The 17,817-nt window shown below is 53.4% G+C and carries 11 protein-coding genes; 7 read left to right on the forward strand and 4 right to left on the reverse strand.

Going from position 1 to position 17,817, the window contains the following annotated elements; genetic code table 11:
* Nucleotides 1-93: 93 nt before the first annotated feature.
* The 5 genes from ACK13D_RS09980 to ACK13D_RS10000 all read left to right on the forward strand — a co-directional run bounded on the left by ACK13D_RS09980 (nucleotide 94) and on the right by ACK13D_RS10000 (nucleotide 8,637).
* Entirely contained in the window at nucleotides 94-3,642 is a 3,549-nt protein-coding gene (locus ACK13D_RS09980) for a DNA translocase FtsK 4TM domain-containing protein (RefSeq protein WP_418796270.1), read from the forward strand.
* 177 nt (nucleotides 3,643-3,819) lie between these two features.
* A complete protein-coding gene (lolA, locus tag ACK13D_RS09985; RefSeq protein ID WP_003849334.1) occupies nucleotides 3,820-4,431 on the forward strand; it encodes an outer membrane lipoprotein chaperone LolA in 612 nt (203 codons plus the stop codon).
* Between the two features lie 7 nt (nucleotides 4,432-4,438).
* Nucleotides 4,439-5,782 carry a replication-associated recombination protein A gene (locus ACK13D_RS09990; RefSeq protein ID WP_033757131.1) on the forward strand — a complete coding sequence of 448 codons (1,344 nt, stop codon included), beginning with the start codon at nucleotides 4,439-4,441 and terminating at the stop codon, nucleotides 5,780-5,782.
* A gap of 92 nt (nucleotides 5,783-5,874) precedes the next feature.
* On the forward strand, nucleotides 5,875-7,167 hold the full coding sequence (serS, locus tag ACK13D_RS09995) for a serine--tRNA ligase (protein ID WP_010254930.1): 1,293 nt from the start codon (nucleotides 5,875-5,877) through the stop codon (nucleotides 7,165-7,167).
* Nucleotides 7,168-7,485: 318 nt separating this feature from the next.
* Entirely contained in the window at nucleotides 7,486-8,637 is a 1,152-nt protein-coding gene (locus tag ACK13D_RS10000; protein WP_163851169.1) for an MFS transporter, read from the forward strand.
* Nucleotides 8,638-8,690: 53 nt separating this feature from the next.
* Here the strand turns inward: ACK13D_RS10000 and pflA are convergent, their stop codons facing one another.
* The 4 genes from pflA to ycaO form a co-directional block, all read right to left on the reverse strand.
* Complete coding sequence (pflA, locus tag ACK13D_RS10005) at nucleotides 8,691-9,431, reverse strand: pyruvate formate lyase 1-activating protein (RefSeq protein ID WP_010669755.1); 741 nt, start codon at nucleotides 9,429-9,431, stop codon at nucleotides 8,691-8,693.
* A gap of 164 nt (nucleotides 9,432-9,595) precedes the next feature.
* Nucleotides 9,596-11,878, reverse strand: coding sequence for a formate C-acetyltransferase (gene pflB / locus ACK13D_RS10010; protein ID WP_167422846.1), 2,283 nt, complete (start codon nucleotides 11,876-11,878; stop codon nucleotides 9,596-9,598).
* Between the two features lie 71 nt (nucleotides 11,879-11,949).
* Nucleotides 11,950-12,810 carry a formate transporter FocA gene (focA, locus tag ACK13D_RS10015; RefSeq protein WP_010254939.1) on the reverse strand — a complete coding sequence of 287 codons (861 nt, stop codon included), beginning with the start codon at nucleotides 12,808-12,810 and terminating at the stop codon, nucleotides 11,950-11,952.
* A gap of 373 nt (nucleotides 12,811-13,183) precedes the next feature.
* Entirely contained in the window at nucleotides 13,184-14,947 is a 1,764-nt protein-coding gene (ycaO, locus tag ACK13D_RS10020) for a 30S ribosomal protein S12 methylthiotransferase accessory factor YcaO (RefSeq protein ID WP_010254940.1), read from the reverse strand.
* 326 nt (nucleotides 14,948-15,273) lie between these two features.
* Here ycaO and serC point away from each other — a divergent pair, with 326 nt between their 5' ends.
* Together serC and aroA are read left to right on the forward strand one after the other, a co-directional pair.
* Nucleotides 15,274-16,359: a 3-phosphoserine/phosphohydroxythreonine transaminase gene (gene serC, locus ACK13D_RS10025; RefSeq protein ID WP_033757140.1), complete on the forward strand. Its 1,086-nt coding sequence runs from the start codon at nucleotides 15,274-15,276 to the stop codon at nucleotides 16,357-16,359.
* 82 nt (nucleotides 16,360-16,441) lie between these two features.
* Nucleotides 16,442-17,728, forward strand: coding sequence for a 3-phosphoshikimate 1-carboxyvinyltransferase (gene aroA, locus ACK13D_RS10030; protein WP_033766826.1), 1,287 nt, complete (start codon nucleotides 16,442-16,444; stop codon nucleotides 17,726-17,728).
* The last annotated feature ends 89 nt before the right edge of the window (nucleotides 17,729-17,817 follow it).

Genomic DNA, 17,817 nt, shown 5'->3' on the forward strand with positions numbered 1-17,817 from the left:
GATTTCGGTACACTCCTGTGCATTCATACAGGATCAGCGTCGGGCTCGCCCGGCGCTGTTGCTTCTTACTTTACAGGCACCTGGAGAGTCCTCTTGAGCCAGGAATATACAGAAGATAAAGACGTTTCGTTACAATCGATGAGCAGTGGACGTCGTCTGCTGGAAGCAATGCTCATTCTGGTGGCGCTGTTTGCCATCTACCTGATGGTTTCTCTGGTCAGTTTTAACCCTTCCGACCCGAGCTGGTCGCAAACGGCCTGGCATGAACCTATCCATAATATCGGCGGCAGCGTCGGTGCCTGGCTGGCTGACACCTTACTTTTCATCTTTGGTGTGATGGCGTATGCCATTCCGCCCGTCATCCTGGGACTGTGCTGGATTGCTTTCCGTCAGCGCGACAGCCAGGACTACTTTGACTACTTTGCCGTCGGGCTGCGCTTAATTGGCGTCCTCGCGCTGGTGGTGACAACCTGTGGTATGGCGGCGCTGAATGCCGATGATATCTGGTACTTTGCCTCGGGCGGCGTGATCGGCAGCCTGGTCAGTAATGCTATTGCACCCTGGTTCAGTCCGGCTGGCGGCACGCTGATGCTGCTCTGCGTCTGGGCGGCGGGCATTACCCTTTACACCGGCTGGTCATGGCTCACCATTGCAGAAAGAATTGGTGGCGTAGTCATGGGCGTACTGACGTTTGCCAGCAACCGCTCTCGTCACGATGAACCCTGGCAGGAAGAGGATGACGAGCGGGACGCGCGTGAATACGCGGATGTGCCTGAGCTTCATGCCGCCGATCAGGATGATGATGTGCTGCTTTCTGCCCCACGTGCAGCTGCTGAGCCTGCGGCGTCACAACAGGATCCGCTGCTGGCTAAAGCTGCAGCAGCCACCAGTGCGGCAGTCGCGACCACCGCTGAAGCCGCCGAGGTGACCCTCGCCCCTGCAGCCACGGTGACGCCAGCATCTGTCGCTGCACCTGCTGCTGCGGTTACCGCTTCGGCGCCTGCCGCGTCAGCGACATCCATCCCTGCATCACCGTCTGCACAACCTGCGCCTGCGTACGCACAGAGCGCGCCAGCTCCGCAGAGTGTGGCGAACTCCCCGACGCCGCCGCAGAGTGCTTCTGCACCCGCAGACTCACCACCGCTTTATCACTTTGAAATGCCAGACGACGCTCCGGCTACGCCGTCGTTCAGTGCTTACGACGATGATGAACCTAAAATGGGTAACTGGCGGGATACGTCAGCCATCCCTGCGGCATCGGCGGCAGCGGCAGCCGCTGCAACGGCAGCCCAGGCAACAACGCGTACTGCGCCTGTTTTTGATTTAGCCCCTGAAACCAATCTCAATCCGCAGGTTAAACAAGGTATCGGCCCGGCACTGCCGCGTCCTAACCCGGTAAAACTGCCAACCCGTCGTGAGCTGGCCTCTTATGGCATTAAGCTGCCTTCTCAGCGCATGGCAGAAGAGAAAGCGAAAACTGAAGAGACCGAACCGGTTAGTGCTGGCTCCGTTTCCTCTGCTCCGGATGCTGAAGAGGCGCTGCAGCAGGCTGAACTGCGACAGGCCTTCCAGTCTGAACAGCAGCAGCGTTACGGCACCAGCTGGCAGCAGGACGAGGAAGATGAACAGGATGCACAGCAGCAGGATGCACTGGCGCGTCAGTTCGCCGAGCAGCAACAGCAGCGCTATGAGCCAGAAGTGAAAAAAGAGCCGGTATTAAATATTGATACCGCCTCAGCGTTTGATTTTTCACCGATGAAAGATCTGGTGGATGACGGTCCTTCTGAACCGCTGTTTACCATTGCGGCGACGCCAGAACCTGAAGCCCCAGCGGTTTCACACGAACCCTGGCAGCAGGTGAGTGAGGTTTCAAGACCTCAGGCTCCGGCTCATGTTCCTGCACCAGCCAGCTTTGCCCCGGCAGAGCCTGCCTATAGCGCCCCGGCAGCACCGTCTGAACCTGACTATGCTGCGCCTGCGGCGACCTCTGCGCCCGCTTATGGTGCCCCTGCAACTCCTCAGGCTCCGGCTTACGCTGCGCCTGGCTATGGCACGCCAGCGGCAGCGCCGGTTCAGCCGGTGGAAGAGGCGAAACCTTCACTGCATGACAGCCTGATTCATCCTTTCCTGATGCGCCATGAGCAGCCGCTGGAGAAACCCTCCACGCCACTGCCTTCGCTGGATCTGCTGACCGCACCGCCTGAAGAGGAAGAGCCGGTTGATATGTTCTCGCTGGAGCAGACTGCCCGTCTGGTGGAGTCGCGCTTAGGCGATTATCGCGTCAAAGCGGAGGTGGTCGGTATCTCGCCTGGCCCGGTTATTACCCGTTTCGAACTTGACCTGGCACCGGGCGTTAAAGCGGCGCGTATCTCCAATCTGTCCCGCGATCTGGCGCGTTCGCTGTCGACGGTAGCGGTTCGTGTGGTGGAAGTGATCCCAGGCAAACCTTACGTAGGTCTGGAACTGCCAAACAAGCATCGTCAGACCGTCTATCTGCGTGAAGTGCTGGATTGTCCTAAATTTCGCGACAACCCTTCACCGCTGGCCGTCGTGCTGGGTAAAGACATTGCCGGTCAGCCGGTGGTGGCCGATCTGGCGAAAATGCCACACTTACTGGTCGCCGGTACCACCGGTTCCGGTAAGTCTGTGGGCGTGAACGCCATGATTATCAGCATGCTGTATAAGGCGACGCCGGAAGAAGTTCGCTTCATCATGATCGACCCGAAAATGCTTGAGCTGTCGGTCTATGAAGGTATTCCGCATCTGCTGACCGAAGTGGTCACAGACATGAAGGATGCTGCCAATGCGCTGCGCTGGAGCGTCGGTGAAATGGAGCGCCGCTATAAGCTGATGTCGGCGCTGGGCGTGCGTAATCTGGCGGGCTACAACGAAAAAGTGGAACAGGCCGAAGCGATGGGTCGTCCGATTCCCGATCCGTTCTGGAAGCCGGGCGACAGCATGGATATGACGCCGCCGGTTCTGGAGAAACTGCCTTACATCGTGGTGATGGTCGATGAGTTTGCTGACCTGATCATGGCAGTCGGTAAAAAGGTGGAAGAGCTGATTGCCCGCCTGGCACAGAAAGCCCGTGCTGCCGGCATCCATCTGGTACTGGCGACACAGCGTCCATCCGTGGATGTCATTACCGGTCTGATCAAAGCGAACATTCCGACGCGTATCGCCTTTACCGTTTCCAGCAAAATTGACTCACGTACCATTCTCGATCAGGGCGGCGCGGAGTCATTGCTGGGTATGGGTGACATGCTCTACATGCCGCCGAACTCCTCGCTGCCGATTCGTGTTCACGGTGCGTTTGTTCGTGACCAGGAAGTGCATGCAGTGGTTCAGGACTGGAAAGCGCGTGGTCGTCCGCAATATATCGACAGCATTACGGCGGGCGAAGAGAGCGAAAATGCCGGTGGCATCGACAGTGATGAAGAGCTCGATCCGCTGTTCGATCAGGCGGTCGGTTTTGTGGTCGATAAGCGCCGTGCGTCGATTTCAGGCGTTCAGCGTCAGTTCCGCATCGGCTATAACCGCGCGGCACGTATCATTGAACAGATGGAAGCGCAGGGCATCGTTTCTGCACCAGGACACAATGGTAACCGTGAAGTGCTGTCGCCACCGCCACACGATATGTAGTGGCTAAATGTTTTGAAACACAACGCAATGAGCCAGTTCCGACTGGCTCATTGTTTTTATGCGGTTAAACCCCATATCTGAATCAGCTTTCGGTTTTTTCCTCTGTTCTGATGGCGGAACGGCGGCCAGGCTTAATGCAGTTATCGATGGGAACGTTTAAATAAGGAATTGAAGCAGATGAAATTACGCGTAATCGCTCTGGGCCTGTTGGCCACCTTTTCTTCAGCCAGCGTTCTGGCTGATGCTTCCAGTGATCTGCAACAGCGCCTGAACAAGGTCAGCAGCTTCCACGCCAGCTTCACCCAAAAAGTGACCGACAGCAGCGGCGCGAATGTGCAGGACGGCGAAGGCGAATTGTGGGTAAAACGTCCCAGCCTGTTTAACTGGCACATGACCGCGCCGGACGAAAGCATCATCATCTCCGACGGTAAATCGCTGTGGTTCTACAACCCGTTTGTTGAGCAGGCGACAGTCAGCCTGTTGCAGAATGCGACCAGCAACACGCCCTTTATGCTGATTGCCCGCAACCAGTCAAATGACTGGAAGCAGTACAATATCAAACAGCAGGGTGACAATTTTGAACTGACACCTAAGAACAGCGACGGCAACCTGAAACAGTTCACCATCCAGGTGACGTCCAGCGGGACCATCAACCGCTTCAGTGCTATCGAGCAGGATGGCCAGCGCAGCGATTACCAGCTGAAAAGCCAGCAGAATGGCGCTATCAGCCCGGATAAATTCACGTTCACACCGCCAAAAGGCGTGACGGTGGACGACCAACGTCAGTGAGGTCACGGTGAGTAACCTGTCCCTGGATTTTTCCACCGAAAATTTCAAACCTCTGGCCGCGCGTATGCGGCCAGAAACATTGAAACAGTACATTGGTCAGCAGCATCTGCTGGGCGCAGGCAAACCTCTGCCGCGCGCGATTGAAGCAGGGCACCTGCATTCAATGATCCTGTGGGGACCTCCCGGGACCGGCAAGACCACGCTGGCTGAGATCATTGCCCATTACGGTAACGCCGATGTGGAGCGTATTTCGGCCGTCACCTCCGGCGTAAAAGAGATCCGTGAGGCGATTGAGCGGGCCCGTCAGAATAAACATGCCGGGCGGCGCACGATCCTGTTTGTGGACGAGGTCCATCGGTTCAACAAGAGCCAGCAGGATGCCTTTCTGCCCCATATCGAAGATGGCACCATTACCTTTATTGGTGCGACCACCGAAAACCCCTCTTTTGAACTTAACTCTGCGTTGTTGTCACGCGCCCGCGTTTACCTGCTGAAATCACTAACCCTGGAAGATATTGAGCAGGTGCTGGATCAGGCGATGCAGGATAAAGCGCGAGGTTATGGGGACAGTGACATCGTGCTGCCGGACAACACACGCAGGATGATCGCTGAACTGGTTAATGGTGATGCACGTCGGGCGCTGAACACGCTGGAGATGATGGCTGATATGGCCGAAATCACCGCATCAGGTCAGCGAGAACTGACGCCGCAGCTGCTTAACGAAGTCTCTGGTGAGCGATCCGCGCGGTTTGATAATAAAGGCGATCGTTTTTACGATCTGATTTCTGCACTGCACAAATCGGTACGCGGCTCCGCACCGGATGCGGCGCTCTACTGGTATGCGCGCATTATCACTGCGGGCGGCGATCCGCTCTATGTGGCTCGTCGGTTGCTGGCAATCGCCTCCGAAGATGTCGGCAACGCCGATCCGCGCGGTATGCAGGTGGCGATTGCGGCCTGGGATTGCTTCACGCGCGTCGGTCCGGCAGAAGGGGAGCGTGCGATTGCCCAGGCCATTGTTTATCTGGCTTGTGCGCCTAAAAGTAATGCGGTCTACAACGCGTTTAAAGCCGCAATGCGTGATGCACGCGACCATCCCGATTACGATGTGCCGGAACATCTGCGCAATGCCCCGACTAAGCTGATGAAAGAGATGGGCCTGGGTAAAGAGTACCGTTATGCCCATGATGAAACCAACGCCTATGCCGCGGGTGAAGTCTATTTTCCGCAGGAACTGGCCAGCGCGCGCTATTACACCCCAACCCAGCGCGGGCTTGAAGGCAAGATTGGTGAAAAGCTAAGCTGGCTGGCTGAGCAGGATCAAAATAGCCCGACAAAACGCTACCGCTGAAACAGACGTTACGGTAATGTGGGCAATGTTTTCAACGCATTCCGCTGGAATGCGTCCCTTCTTTCAACCAACTTTTTATACACAGGATAAGCATGCTCGATCCCAATCTGCTGCGTAACGAGCCAGACGCAGTCGCAGAAAAACTGGCACGCCGGGGATACAAACTGGATGTGGAAACGCTGCGTTCGCTTGAAGAGCGTCGCAAAGTGCTGCAGGTGGAAACAGAAAATCTGCAGGCAGAGCGTAACTCCCGATCCAAATCCATCGGTCAGGCCAAAGCACGTGGGGAAGACATCGAGCCGCTGCGTCAGGAAGTGAACGCGCTGGGCGAACGCCTGGATGCCGCAAAAGCAGAACTGGATGAACTGCAGAATCAAATCCGTGACTTCTCACTGGCACTGCCGAACATTCCGGCCGATGAAGTGCCGCTGGGCAAAGATGACAGCGAAAACCAGGAAGTGAGCCGCTGGGGTACCCCGCGCGAGTTCAGCTTCCCGGTTAAAGATCACGTTGAGCTGGGTGAAGCGGCTAAAGGCCTGGATTTTGCGTCTGCCGTGAAACTGACCGGTTCACGCTTTGTGGTCATGCAGGGGCAGATTGCCCGCCTGCACCGTGCACTGAGTCAGTTTATGATTGACCTGCACACCGAGCAGCATGGCTACCTTGAAACCTACGTGCCATATCTGGTTAACCACGAAACGCTTTACGGTACCGGACAGCTGCCTAAGTTTGGCGAAGACCTGTTCCACACCCGTCCGCTGGAAGAGGAGTCAGACAGCAGCAACTATGCGTTGATTCCTACTGCGGAAGTGCCGCTGACTAACCTGGTGCGTGATGAGATCCTCGAAGAGGATAGCCTGCCGGTTAAACTGACTGCGCACACGCCGTGCTTCCGTTCTGAAGCGGGTTCTTACGGTCGTGACACGCGTGGCCTGATCCGTATGCACCAGTTCGACAAAGTTGAGATGGTGCAGATCGTCACGCCGGAGCAGTCAATGGATGCCCTGGAAGAGCTGACCGGTCACGCTGAGAAAGTGCTGCAGCTGCTGAACCTGCCATATCGTAAGGTTTTACTCTGCACCGGCGATATGGGCTTTGGATCGACTAAAACTTACGATCTGGAAGTCTGGCTACCGGCGCAGAATACCTATCGTGAAATTTCATCCTGTTCCAACATGGGTGATTTCCAGGCGCGTCGTATGCAGGCGCGTTGCCGCAACAAACAGGATAAGAAACCGCGTCTGGTTCATACCCTGAATGGCTCAGGGCTGGCCGTAGGCCGTACCCTGGTGGCGGTGCTGGAAAATTATCAGCAGGAAGATGGCCGCATCACTGTGCCTGAGGTTTTACGCCCCTATATGAATGGCGTCGAAATTATCGGCTAAGCAACAGTAACTCTCTGAACCCGGCCATGGCCGGGTTTTTTTATGTTATTGCTCCGGAAAAACTGTTCTGTCAGGCCTCATTTTAATCACAAATAAACGTTATCGATACCAGCCAGGCCGGAATGGCTAAAAACCTAATTTTTCATAGAGATAGCATTTAGCGACCTGCCGCTTCTTACGATTGTAACCCACTGAAGATTAGTAAATTAAATTGTCGCACAGCAAAATGTGCTGCCGTTAAAATTCGCCCATTGACTTTAAAAAGGCCAGTGGCAAACTGCGCGCAATTTCCTTCATTTGCTCTGGTTTCTATCCCCTATGTCAACCTGGTCACGCCCCGTGATATTGCTGCTTTGCGGCCTGATGTTAATGACTGTCGCAATTGCCGTGCTGAATACGCTCGTTCCACTGTGGCTGACGCATGACTTACTGACAACCTGGCAGGTGGGCATCGTAAGCTCCTCCTATTACACCGGTAACCTCGCAGGGACTCTGCTGGCTGGCTGGTTAATCAGGCATTACGGCTTCAACCGCAGCTACTACCTGGCTACCTTGATGTTTGCCGTCGCGACCCTGTGCCTGGTGATGATGTCGGGTTTCTGGGCATGGAGTTCAATGCGTTTCATCGCCGGTGTCGGCTGTGCGCTGATGTGGGTGGTGGTCGAGAGCGCACTTCTGTGCAGCGGAACGGTACGTAATCGGGGACAGCTGCTGGCGGCCTATATGGTTGTCTATTACATCGGCACCGTGACAGGCCAGTTGCTGGTCAGCAAACTGTCTACGGAATTACTCAGCGTGATCCCGTGGGTGACGTCGCTGGTCTTCTGCGCCGTGCTGCCGCTGGTCTTTACTCGCGTCTCCGCCAGCGGTGAAGCGACAGAAGCCGCTCCGGCCCGCATCTGGCCAATGCTGCGTCGCCGTAGCTCACGTCTGGGCATCAATGGCTGCATTATCTCTGGCATCCTTCTGGGCTCGCTTTATGGCCTGATGCCGCTTTACCTGTCACATCAGGGAATGAGTGATGCCAATGTGGGTTACTGGATGGCGTTGCTGGTCAGCGCAGGCATTGTGGGCCAGTGGCCCATTGGCCGTCTGGCCGATCGTTTTGGTCGCATGCTGGTGCTGCGAGTTCAGGTCTTTGTGGTTATCCTGGGTGCGATGGCCATGTTAACCAATGCCGCGATGGCACCAGCGCTATTTGTTCTGGGGCTGGCAGGCTTCACACTCTATCCGGTGGCGATGTCCTGGGCTTGCGAGACGGTCGCACATCATGAACTGGTAGCGATGAATCAGGCACTGCTGATGAGTTATACCGTGGGCAGTCTGGCTGGACCGGCAATGACCTCTGTTCTGATGCAGAATTATTCTGACCAGCTGCTGTTCGTGATGATCGCTGCTGTGGCGCTGATTTATCTGGTGATGCTGCTGCGCAAAGCGAATCATCAGGCTACGCCAGTGGCACATGCCTGATCGCTGAACAGCAAAAAGGGAGCGTTAAGCTCCCTTTTTTTGTGGCAGATTCTTCAGTACATCACTTCGTGGCCATAGCTGGCGAGAATGTTTTTCACGCGATCCATTGTCTCTTTGCTCGGTGGCTTCACCCCGTCCAGCTTGTACTCTTCACCCATCGCAATCCATTTATGCTTACCCAGCTCATGATAGGGCAGCAATTCAATCTTCTCAACGTTCTCCATGTCACGCGTGAATTCACCCAAGCGATGCGCGGTGTCATCATCGTCGGAATAGCCGGGCACCACGACAAAACGGATCCATGTCCGTTTGCCTTTTTTCTGCAGGTAACGGGCAAAGTCCAGCGTACGGTGATTGGAGACACCCACCAGAATCTGATGCACGTCGTCATTCATCTGTTTCAGGTCGAGCATCACTAAGTCGGTAACGTCGAGCAGTTCATCGATCACCGGATCATAGCGGCGTACGAAGCCGTTGGTGTCGAGACAGGTATGAATACCTTCGGCCTTGCAGGCACGGAACCAGTCGCGCACAAATTCAGCCTGGAGAATGGCTTCACCGCCTGAGGCCGTGACGCCGCCACCAGAGGCGTTCATAAAATGGCGATAGGAGAGTACATCCGCCATCAGCGCTTCGACGCTGATCTCTTTGCCACCGTGAGTATCCCAGGTGTCGCGGTTGTGACAGTAGAGGCAGCGCATGAGGCAGCCCTGGAAGAAGGTGATAAAACGGATACCGGGACCATCGACGGTGCCGCAGGATTCAAATGAGTGGATACGACCGTTAACTGACATTGCGATGTTTTCTCCAGTAAGTCTGCCGGGACAGACGGCGCAATCTCTGTTGCGCTCAGGGCAGGAAATCGATTCTGGTGGGAACCTTGATGGAGATGACCACCAGAACAGACTTTTAATTAAAAGGCTCCGCGAGGAGCCTTTTTTATCAGGTAGAGCAGTAATTACAGTGACTTAGTGAAGGTTCGGGTAATCACATCCTGCTGCTGCTCTTTAGTCAGTGAGTTAAAGCGCACAGCGTAACCGGAAACGCGAATGGTCAGTTGCGGATATTTCTCTGGATGTTCCATCGCATCCAGCAGCATTTCACGGTTCATAACGTTAACGTTGAGGTGCTGACCGCCTTCGATGCTGGCTTCGTGATGGAAGTAACCATCCATCAGACCGGCAAGGTTGGTTTTCCGCACGTTATCATCTTTACCCAGCGCGTTTGGTACGATTGAGAAGGTATAGGAGATACCATCTTTTGCGTAGGCAAACGGCAGTTTCGCGACGGAAGTCAGCGAGGCAACTGCACCTTTCTGGTCACGACCATGCATCGGGTTAGCACCTGGTCCAAACGGCGCGCCAGCACGACGTCCATCTGGTGTGTTACCGGTTTTCTTACCATATACCACGTTCGAAGTAATGGTCAGAACAGACTGCGTCGGCACGGCATTACGATAGGTGTTCAGCTGCTGAATTTTCTTCATGAAGCGTTCAACCAGATCGCAGGCCAGGTCATCTACCCGTGAGTCGTTGTTACCGAACTGCGGATATTCGCCTTCAATATCGAAGTCGATGGCCAGACCATCTTCGTCACGAATTGGTTTCACTTTGGCATATTTAATGGCAGAAAGTGAATCCGCAGCGACGGAGAGACCCGCGATACCACAGGCCATAGTGCGGTAGACATCCCGATCATGTAAGGCCATCAGCGCCGCTTCGTAGCTGTATTTATCATGCATGTAGTGAATGATGTTCAGCGAAGTCACATACTGTTTTGCCAGCCAGTCCATGAAGTGATCCATACGCTCCATGACGGTGTCGAAATCCAGTACGTCGTCGCTGATTTTGTCGCCTTTCGGTCCAACCTGCATTTTCAGCTTTTCATCCACGCCGCCGTTGATTGCGTAGAGCAGCGTTTTCGCCAGGTTGGCACGTGCGCCAAAGAACTGCATTTGTTTGCCGACAATCATCGGGCTCACGCAGCAGGCGATTGCGTAGTCATCATTGTCGAAATCAGCACGCATCAGGTCATCGTTCTCATACTGCAAAGATGAGGTATCGATAGAGACTTTAGCGGCATATTTTTTGAAATTAATCGGCAGTTTTTCTGACCACAGGATGGTCATGTTCGGCTCAGGTGAAGGACCCATGGTGTAGAGGGTATTCAGGAAGCGGAACGTACTTTTTGAGACCAGGGTACGGCCATCAACGCCCATACCTGCCAGGGATTCTGTTGCCCAGATTGGGTCACCTGAGAACAGCTCATCATATTCAGGTGTACGCAGGAAGCGAACCATACGCAGTTTCATCACCAGATGGTCAATCAGTTCCTGTGCCTGCTCTTCAGTCAGTTTACCGGCTTTAAGGTCACGTTCGATATAAACATCAAGGAAGGTTGAGACGCGGCCAAATGACATGGCAGCACCGTTTTGTGATTTAACTGCAGCCAGGTAGCCATAGTAAGTCCACTGTACTGCTTCAACCGCATTGGTAGCCGGACCGGAGATGTCATGGCCATATTTTGCTGCCATCTCTTTAATCTGGGCCAGCGCATGATGCTGGTCAGAAATCTCTTCACGCAGACGAATGGTCGCTTCCAGATTAACGCCATTCTCTAAATCTTCCTGCAGTGAGGCGAACTGAGCGAATTTATCCGCCATCAGGAAATCGATGCCGTACAGCGCCACACGACGATAGTCACCGATAATACGGCCACGGCCATAAGCATCAGGAAGGCCGGTCAGGATACCTGATTTACGGCAGCGCAAAATGTCCGGGGTATAAACATCGAACACGCCCTGGTTGTGCGTTTTGCGGTATTCGGTGAAGATTTTTTTCAGTGAAGGGTCGAGTTCACGGCCATACACTTTGCATGACCCTTCGACCATTTTGATGCCGCCATAAGGAATGATGGCGCGTTTTAATGGCGCTTCGGTCTGCAGACCGACAATTTTTTCCAGTGACTTAATGATGTAACCCGCGTCGTGCGAGGTAATGGTTGAGGCGAGATCGGTGTCGAAGTCGACTGGCGCGTGGGTGCGGTTCTCAATTTTGATGCCTTCCAGCACGCTTTCCCACAGTTTGGTGGTCGCTTCGGTGGCACCCGCCAGGAATGACTCGTCACCTTCATATGGGGTGTAGTTTTTCTGAATGAAGTCGCGCACATTGACGCTATTCTGCCATTCGCCTTCAGCAAATCCTTCCCATGCTGAAGCCAGTTTTGCATTAAGTTCGGTCATAATATACCTGCCTTATATGAGGAGACTTTACGGTCGGGCACAGCCAACTTCCTGTGCCGTCAAAAATGCGTTTAATGAACCTGGTCACCTTTACGGAGATAGATAACCCAGTAGGTCAACCCAACCAGAACGCCGCCGCCGATAATGTTTCCGATGGTCACGGGAATCAGGTTGTCGATAATAAAGTTACTGAGGGTCAGCGAGTGAAACTGTGCCGCCGTGGTGCCAGCTGCCTGCCAGAATTCAGGTGTCGCGAAGTCACGAATAGCAATGGCATAGGGTATAAGAAACATGTTGGCGATACTGTGTTCGAAACCGCTTGCGACAAACATCGCAACAGGCAGAATCATCACGACCAGCTTATCGGTCAGGGTGCGGCCTGAGTAACTCATCCAGACGGCGAGACAGACCAGCAGATTGGCCAATGTACCCAGACAAACCGCTTCTATGAAGGTGTGATGCATCTTGTGATCGGCGGTTTGCAGGACATTCAATCCCCAGGCGCCATTCGCGACCATGTGCTGTCCGGCAAACCACATCAGAGCGACAAAGAAGAGTGCACCTGCAAGGTTACCGGCGTAGACGTTAATCCAGTTGCGGGCCAGCTGTCCCCAGCTGATGCGGCCACTGGCTTTGGCGACAACGATTAATACAGTAGAGGTAAAAAGGTCGGCACCACATACCACGACCAGCATTAAGCCGAGTGAAAAGCAGATACCTCCAATCAGTTTGGCTATGCCATATGGCATCGCGCCGCTACCGGTGGTCGCTGTAATATAAAAAACGAATGCGATTGAGATAAATACGCCGGCGTTTATTGCCAGAAAGAAGGTCGTAAAAGGATGTTTGGTTGCTTTATAGATACCCGCGTCTTCGGCCACTTTCGCCATCGCGGCGGGTAATAAAAGATTAAAAGGGTTGTCAGTTTTCACACTAACTTACTCCTGAAGTTGTCTGAAAAAATACTAACAAAGGAGTATAGGTCAGTAATTGATATGGATCATGTTTGCCAGGGTGGTAACCCACTGGTCGCAAATTAATGAGAAAATAATGAGTTAACTAGCTGAATATAGACAAATAAATTTTTTTTAAAAATACAAAAATATTTTAATATAAAGTGATGCGCCACTTTTTTAGTTCAGCCTGTGTTATTAATTAATGGCTTATATGTTAATTAAAATGATGTGATGTAATGGGAAGGAATTTTAAAGTAGCTAATGTTTCATAGAGAAAGTGGGGAAGGATGGCACCAGATAAATCCAGTGCCATGTTTAGTCGTCTGCTTTCAGTCTGACGCGTTATGGCTTACGCGTTTTTCCAGTAGTGACGTTTGGCGTTTTGCAGTTTTTCGTAGGCGGCAAGCAGAGACTGATGGGCCGGGAAGGCCTGCAGTTCATCATCAACAGCCTGAAGGCCATTAAACGGATTCTCACCACTGATCGCGGCTGAAGCTGCTTCCATTGCGCTCTCACCATACATCCGCAGGAAAGCGTGATGATACTGCAACGGATCACGCTCATCTTCCATAGCCAGTAACAGCAGGGTCTGCAGGCAACGATAGTAGTTAGCGCGCTCTGGCGTAAAGATTGAGCTGTTAAACTCCATCGTCCATTCTGTCCAGATCAATGCCTGATCCAGATCGCCGCCCGCCAGCGCCAGCATCGCTTTTAATTCGCCAACACGCAGCGTGTACCAGCCATTGTCTTTACCGGTCGCCAGACCCAGCAGCTCACGAACGCGGGTGAAGTCATCAAAGCCTTCATCATCAAGCTGTCCAATCAGATCCAGATACTCTTCCGGATTCCAGTTGCTGTCAGGCAGGGCCAGCAGGGTTTCACGCATGCCCGCTCCCATGCTGTTGTTCGCCAGGAACAGATCTTCTGCCGGGTAGATATCAGACATGCCTGGCACGATGATGCGGCAGGCATAGACACCAAGATGTTCGTAGTCTGCAATATAGACTTCCTGATCTTCCGAGGCGAAGATTGCCATCAGCGTGGCGAATTCCTGTTCGGTGCTGCCCGCGAATGACCAGTCGACAAAAGGATAATCCGCAGTTTCTTTAAACAGATCCCAGGAGATCAGGCCGCTTGAATCGATGAAGTGTGTTTCAAGGTTGGCATGCTCAGCCACTTCTTCGTCATCAAAGGTCGGTGGGGTAAACACATCCAGATCTTTGAGGCTTCGGCCCTGCAGCAACTCGGTAACGGTACGCTCCAGCGCCACACCGAAATCAGGGTGAGCACCAAATGAGGCAAAACAGGTTCCGTTGGTTGGGTTAAACAGCACCACGCAGATAACCGGATATTTACCGCCGAGAGAGGCGTCATAAGCGAAAATCGGGAAGCCTTCCGCTTCAAGACGTGCAATGGCTTCGATCACCTCAGGATAACGCTGCATCACGTCATCTGGAATCGCAGGCAGGCTGATCGCTTCAGCAATAATGCGGTTTTTAATATAGCGCTCAAACACTTCAGACAGCCCCTGAACACGCGCTTCATTCGCGGTATTACCTGCCGACATGCCGTTTGAGACATAGAGGTTGCCGATAATATTCATCGGGATATAGACAGTCTGCTGGTCGGACTGACGGGTAAAGGGCAGGGCGCAGATACCACGTTCAGTATTCCCGGACTGCAGATCAATCAGGCCGGAAGCCGTCAGTGCATTGTCGGGATCGTAAAATGCGCGCAGGCGCGGATCCAGAATACCTTCAGGTAAGGACTCATCATCAGGTAACGCAAACCATTTTTCATTGGGATAGTGAACAAAATCGCCGTTAGCGATCTTTTTTCCCAGCCAGAAGTCAGCAAAAAAATAGTTAGTTGAGAGACGCTCGAAATACTCGCCCAGCGCGGAGGCCAGCGCCGCTTTTTTACTGGCGCCCTTGCCGTTGGTAAAACAGAGCGGGCAATCGCGGTCGCGGATATGCACTGACCAGACATGGGGGACAGGATTCAGCCAGGATGCTTCTTCAATGTTAAAGCCAAGATCCTGCAGCTTGTTCTGGAAACGCGCAATGGAGTCTTCCAGTGCGGCATCTTTGCCCGGGATAAATGTTTGCGTCATAGTGCCGCTCTCTCAGTTGTCATAGGGTGCGTAAAGCGCGCAATGATACGGATTTTGCTAACAGACCGCTATCAGGGCGGGACATTTTTACCGGCTTACTTTACCGGCTTAGTTTTCATCACTTCTGCTCTCAGGCCAAACGCGAATTAATGGCGCTGGATAAAGCCTCACAAAATTCCGCGCAGATTTGCATTGGTAACATAACCTCCGGCGAGCCGGATTCAGAAAATGTGACCGCTCCCTGATTTATGATTGCAGCTATCAGAATGCAGTGATAAAACCGGATGGTTATTCATAACCGTTCGATATGACAGTGGTGAGGGGAAATGACGCAAGTTTATAATTTTAGCTCTGGCCCGGCGATGCTACCGGTTGAAGTCCTTCGTCGTGCAGAACAGGAACTGACGAACTGGCGCGGTCTGGGTACCTCTGTAATGGAGATCAGTCACCGCAGTAAAGAGTTTATTCAGGTGGCTGAAGAAGCGGAGCAGGACTTCCGTGATCTGCTAAAAATACCGTCGAATTACAAAGTTTTATTCTGTCATGGTGGGGCGCGTGCGCAGTTCGCTGCCGTACCGGGAAATCTGCTGGGTAAAGCGACCAGTGCCGACTATGTTGATGGCGGTTACTGGGCGCATAGCGCAATAAAAGAAGCGGAAAAGTTTTGTTCCCCACGCACGCTTGATGTCAAAACAACGCGCGACGGTAAACGAGCCATCCTGCCGATGAGCGAATGGGAGGTGAGTGAGACGTCCGCTTACCTGCATTTCTGCCCGAATGAAACCATTGATGGCATCGCGATTGACGAACAGCCCGACTTTGGCAGTAAAACCGTTGTTGCTGATTTCTCATCCACCATTCTGTCACGCCCTATCGATGTGAGTCGTTACGGTGTGATTTATGCGGGTGCGCAGAAAAATGTGGGCCCGGCCGGATTAACGCTGGTTGTCGTTCGCGAAGATCTGCTGGGTCAGGCGCACGCCTCTGTGCCCTCAATCCTCGATTACAAAGTGCTGGCCGATAACGATTCGATGTTTAACACCCCGCCGACTTTTGCGTGGTATCTCTCAGGGCTGGTGTTTAAATGGCTGAAAGAGAAGGGCGGTGTCGCTGAAATTGATCGTATCAATCAGGCAAAATCTGACCTGCTTTATGGCGTAATCGATCACAGTGGCTTCTATCGTAATGATGTGGCAACAGAAAACCGCTCACGCATGAACATCCCTTTCCAGCTGGCCGATGCTTCACTCGATGCGCTGTTCCTGGAAGAGTCTTTTAAGGCGGGATTACACGCGCTTAAAGGCCATCGTGTAGTAGGCGGTATGCGCGCCTCTATTTATAATGCGATGCCGCTGGAAGGTGTGAAGGCCCTGACCGATTTCATGGTCGATTTTGAACGCCGTCACGGCTGATTATTAAGATATCAGCATTGATGCTGATGCCAGACCTCGTCACACGGCGAGGTCTCTGTATTTTTTGAGGATTTCGTTTCACATGCAGGACTCCCTGACTCTCCAACCGATTGCGCGCGTCAACGGCACGGTAAATCTGCCCGGCTCAAAGAGCGTTTCCAATCGTGCATTGCTGCTGGCTGCTCTGGCTAAAGGTACAACCCGTCTTACCAACCTGCTCGACAGCGACGACGTTAAGCACATGCTGAATGCGCTGACCGCGCTTGGTGTAAGCTATACGCTTTCCAGCGATCGCACCCTGTGTGAAGTGACGGGAAATGCCGGGCCACTGCACGCATCTCAACCGCTGTCACTGTTTCTGGGCAATGCAGGAACCGCAATGCGTCCGCTGGCCGCGGCGCTTTGTCTGGGCCAGCACGATATCGAACTGACCGGCGAACCCCGCATGAAAGAGCGTCCAATCGGGCATCTGGTTGACGCACTTCGTCAGGGCGGAGCAACCATTGAGTACCTGGAAAACGAAAACTATCCGCCGCTGCGTTTACGCGGTGGTTTTACCGGGGGTGAAGTCAGTGTGGATGGCAGCGTTTCCAGCCAGTTCCTGACCGCGCTGCTGATGACCGCGCCGCTGGCACAGCAGGATACCTGCATCACCATCAAAGGTGATTTGGTGTCGAAACCTTACATCGATATTACCCTCAATCTGATGCAGTGCTTTGGCGTCGAGGTTGAGAATCAGAACTATCAGCGCTTCCTGATCAAGGGACAGCAACAGTATCAGTCGCCGGGTGATTACCTGGTTGAAGGCGATGCCTCTTCCGCTTCCTATTTCCTGGCCGCTGCCGCTATAAAAGGCGGCACGGTTCGCGTCACCGGGATTGGACGCCAAAGTGTGCAGGGTGACATCCGGTTTGCTGACGTGCTGGAAAAGATGGGCGCGACGATTGAGTGGGGCGATGATTACATTGCCTGTACGGCCGGCAAACTGCAGGCCATTGATATGGACATGAACCATATTCCGGATGCTGCAATGACCATCGCGACTACGGCGCTATTTGCAGAGGGCACCACCCGGTTACGCAATATTTATAACTGGCGGGTAAAAGAGACCGATCGACTGAGCGCAATGGCCACAGAGCTGCGTAAAGTCGGGGCAGAAGTCGAAGAGGGTCATGACTACATCCTTATTACGCCGCCAGCGACGCTGATTCATGCGGATATTGGCACCTACAATGACCACCGCATGGCGATGTGTTTCTCTCTGGTTGCACTTTCTGATACCCCGGTGACCATTCTCGATCCTGGCTGTACTGCAAAAACCTTCCCGGACTATTTCGTTCAACTGGCTAAAATCAGCCAGAGCGCCTGATATCTCCCCTTCCGGTGCGGTTCGCACCGGAACTCCCCTGATTTTATCTGGCTGTAACAGGCCAGAGATCCTCTGAATTGACTAAGATT

The organism is Pantoea sp. K16 (assembly GCF_048452805.1).
Taxonomy (GTDB): Bacteria; Pseudomonadota; Gammaproteobacteria; order Enterobacterales; family Enterobacteriaceae; genus Pantoea; species Pantoea agglomerans.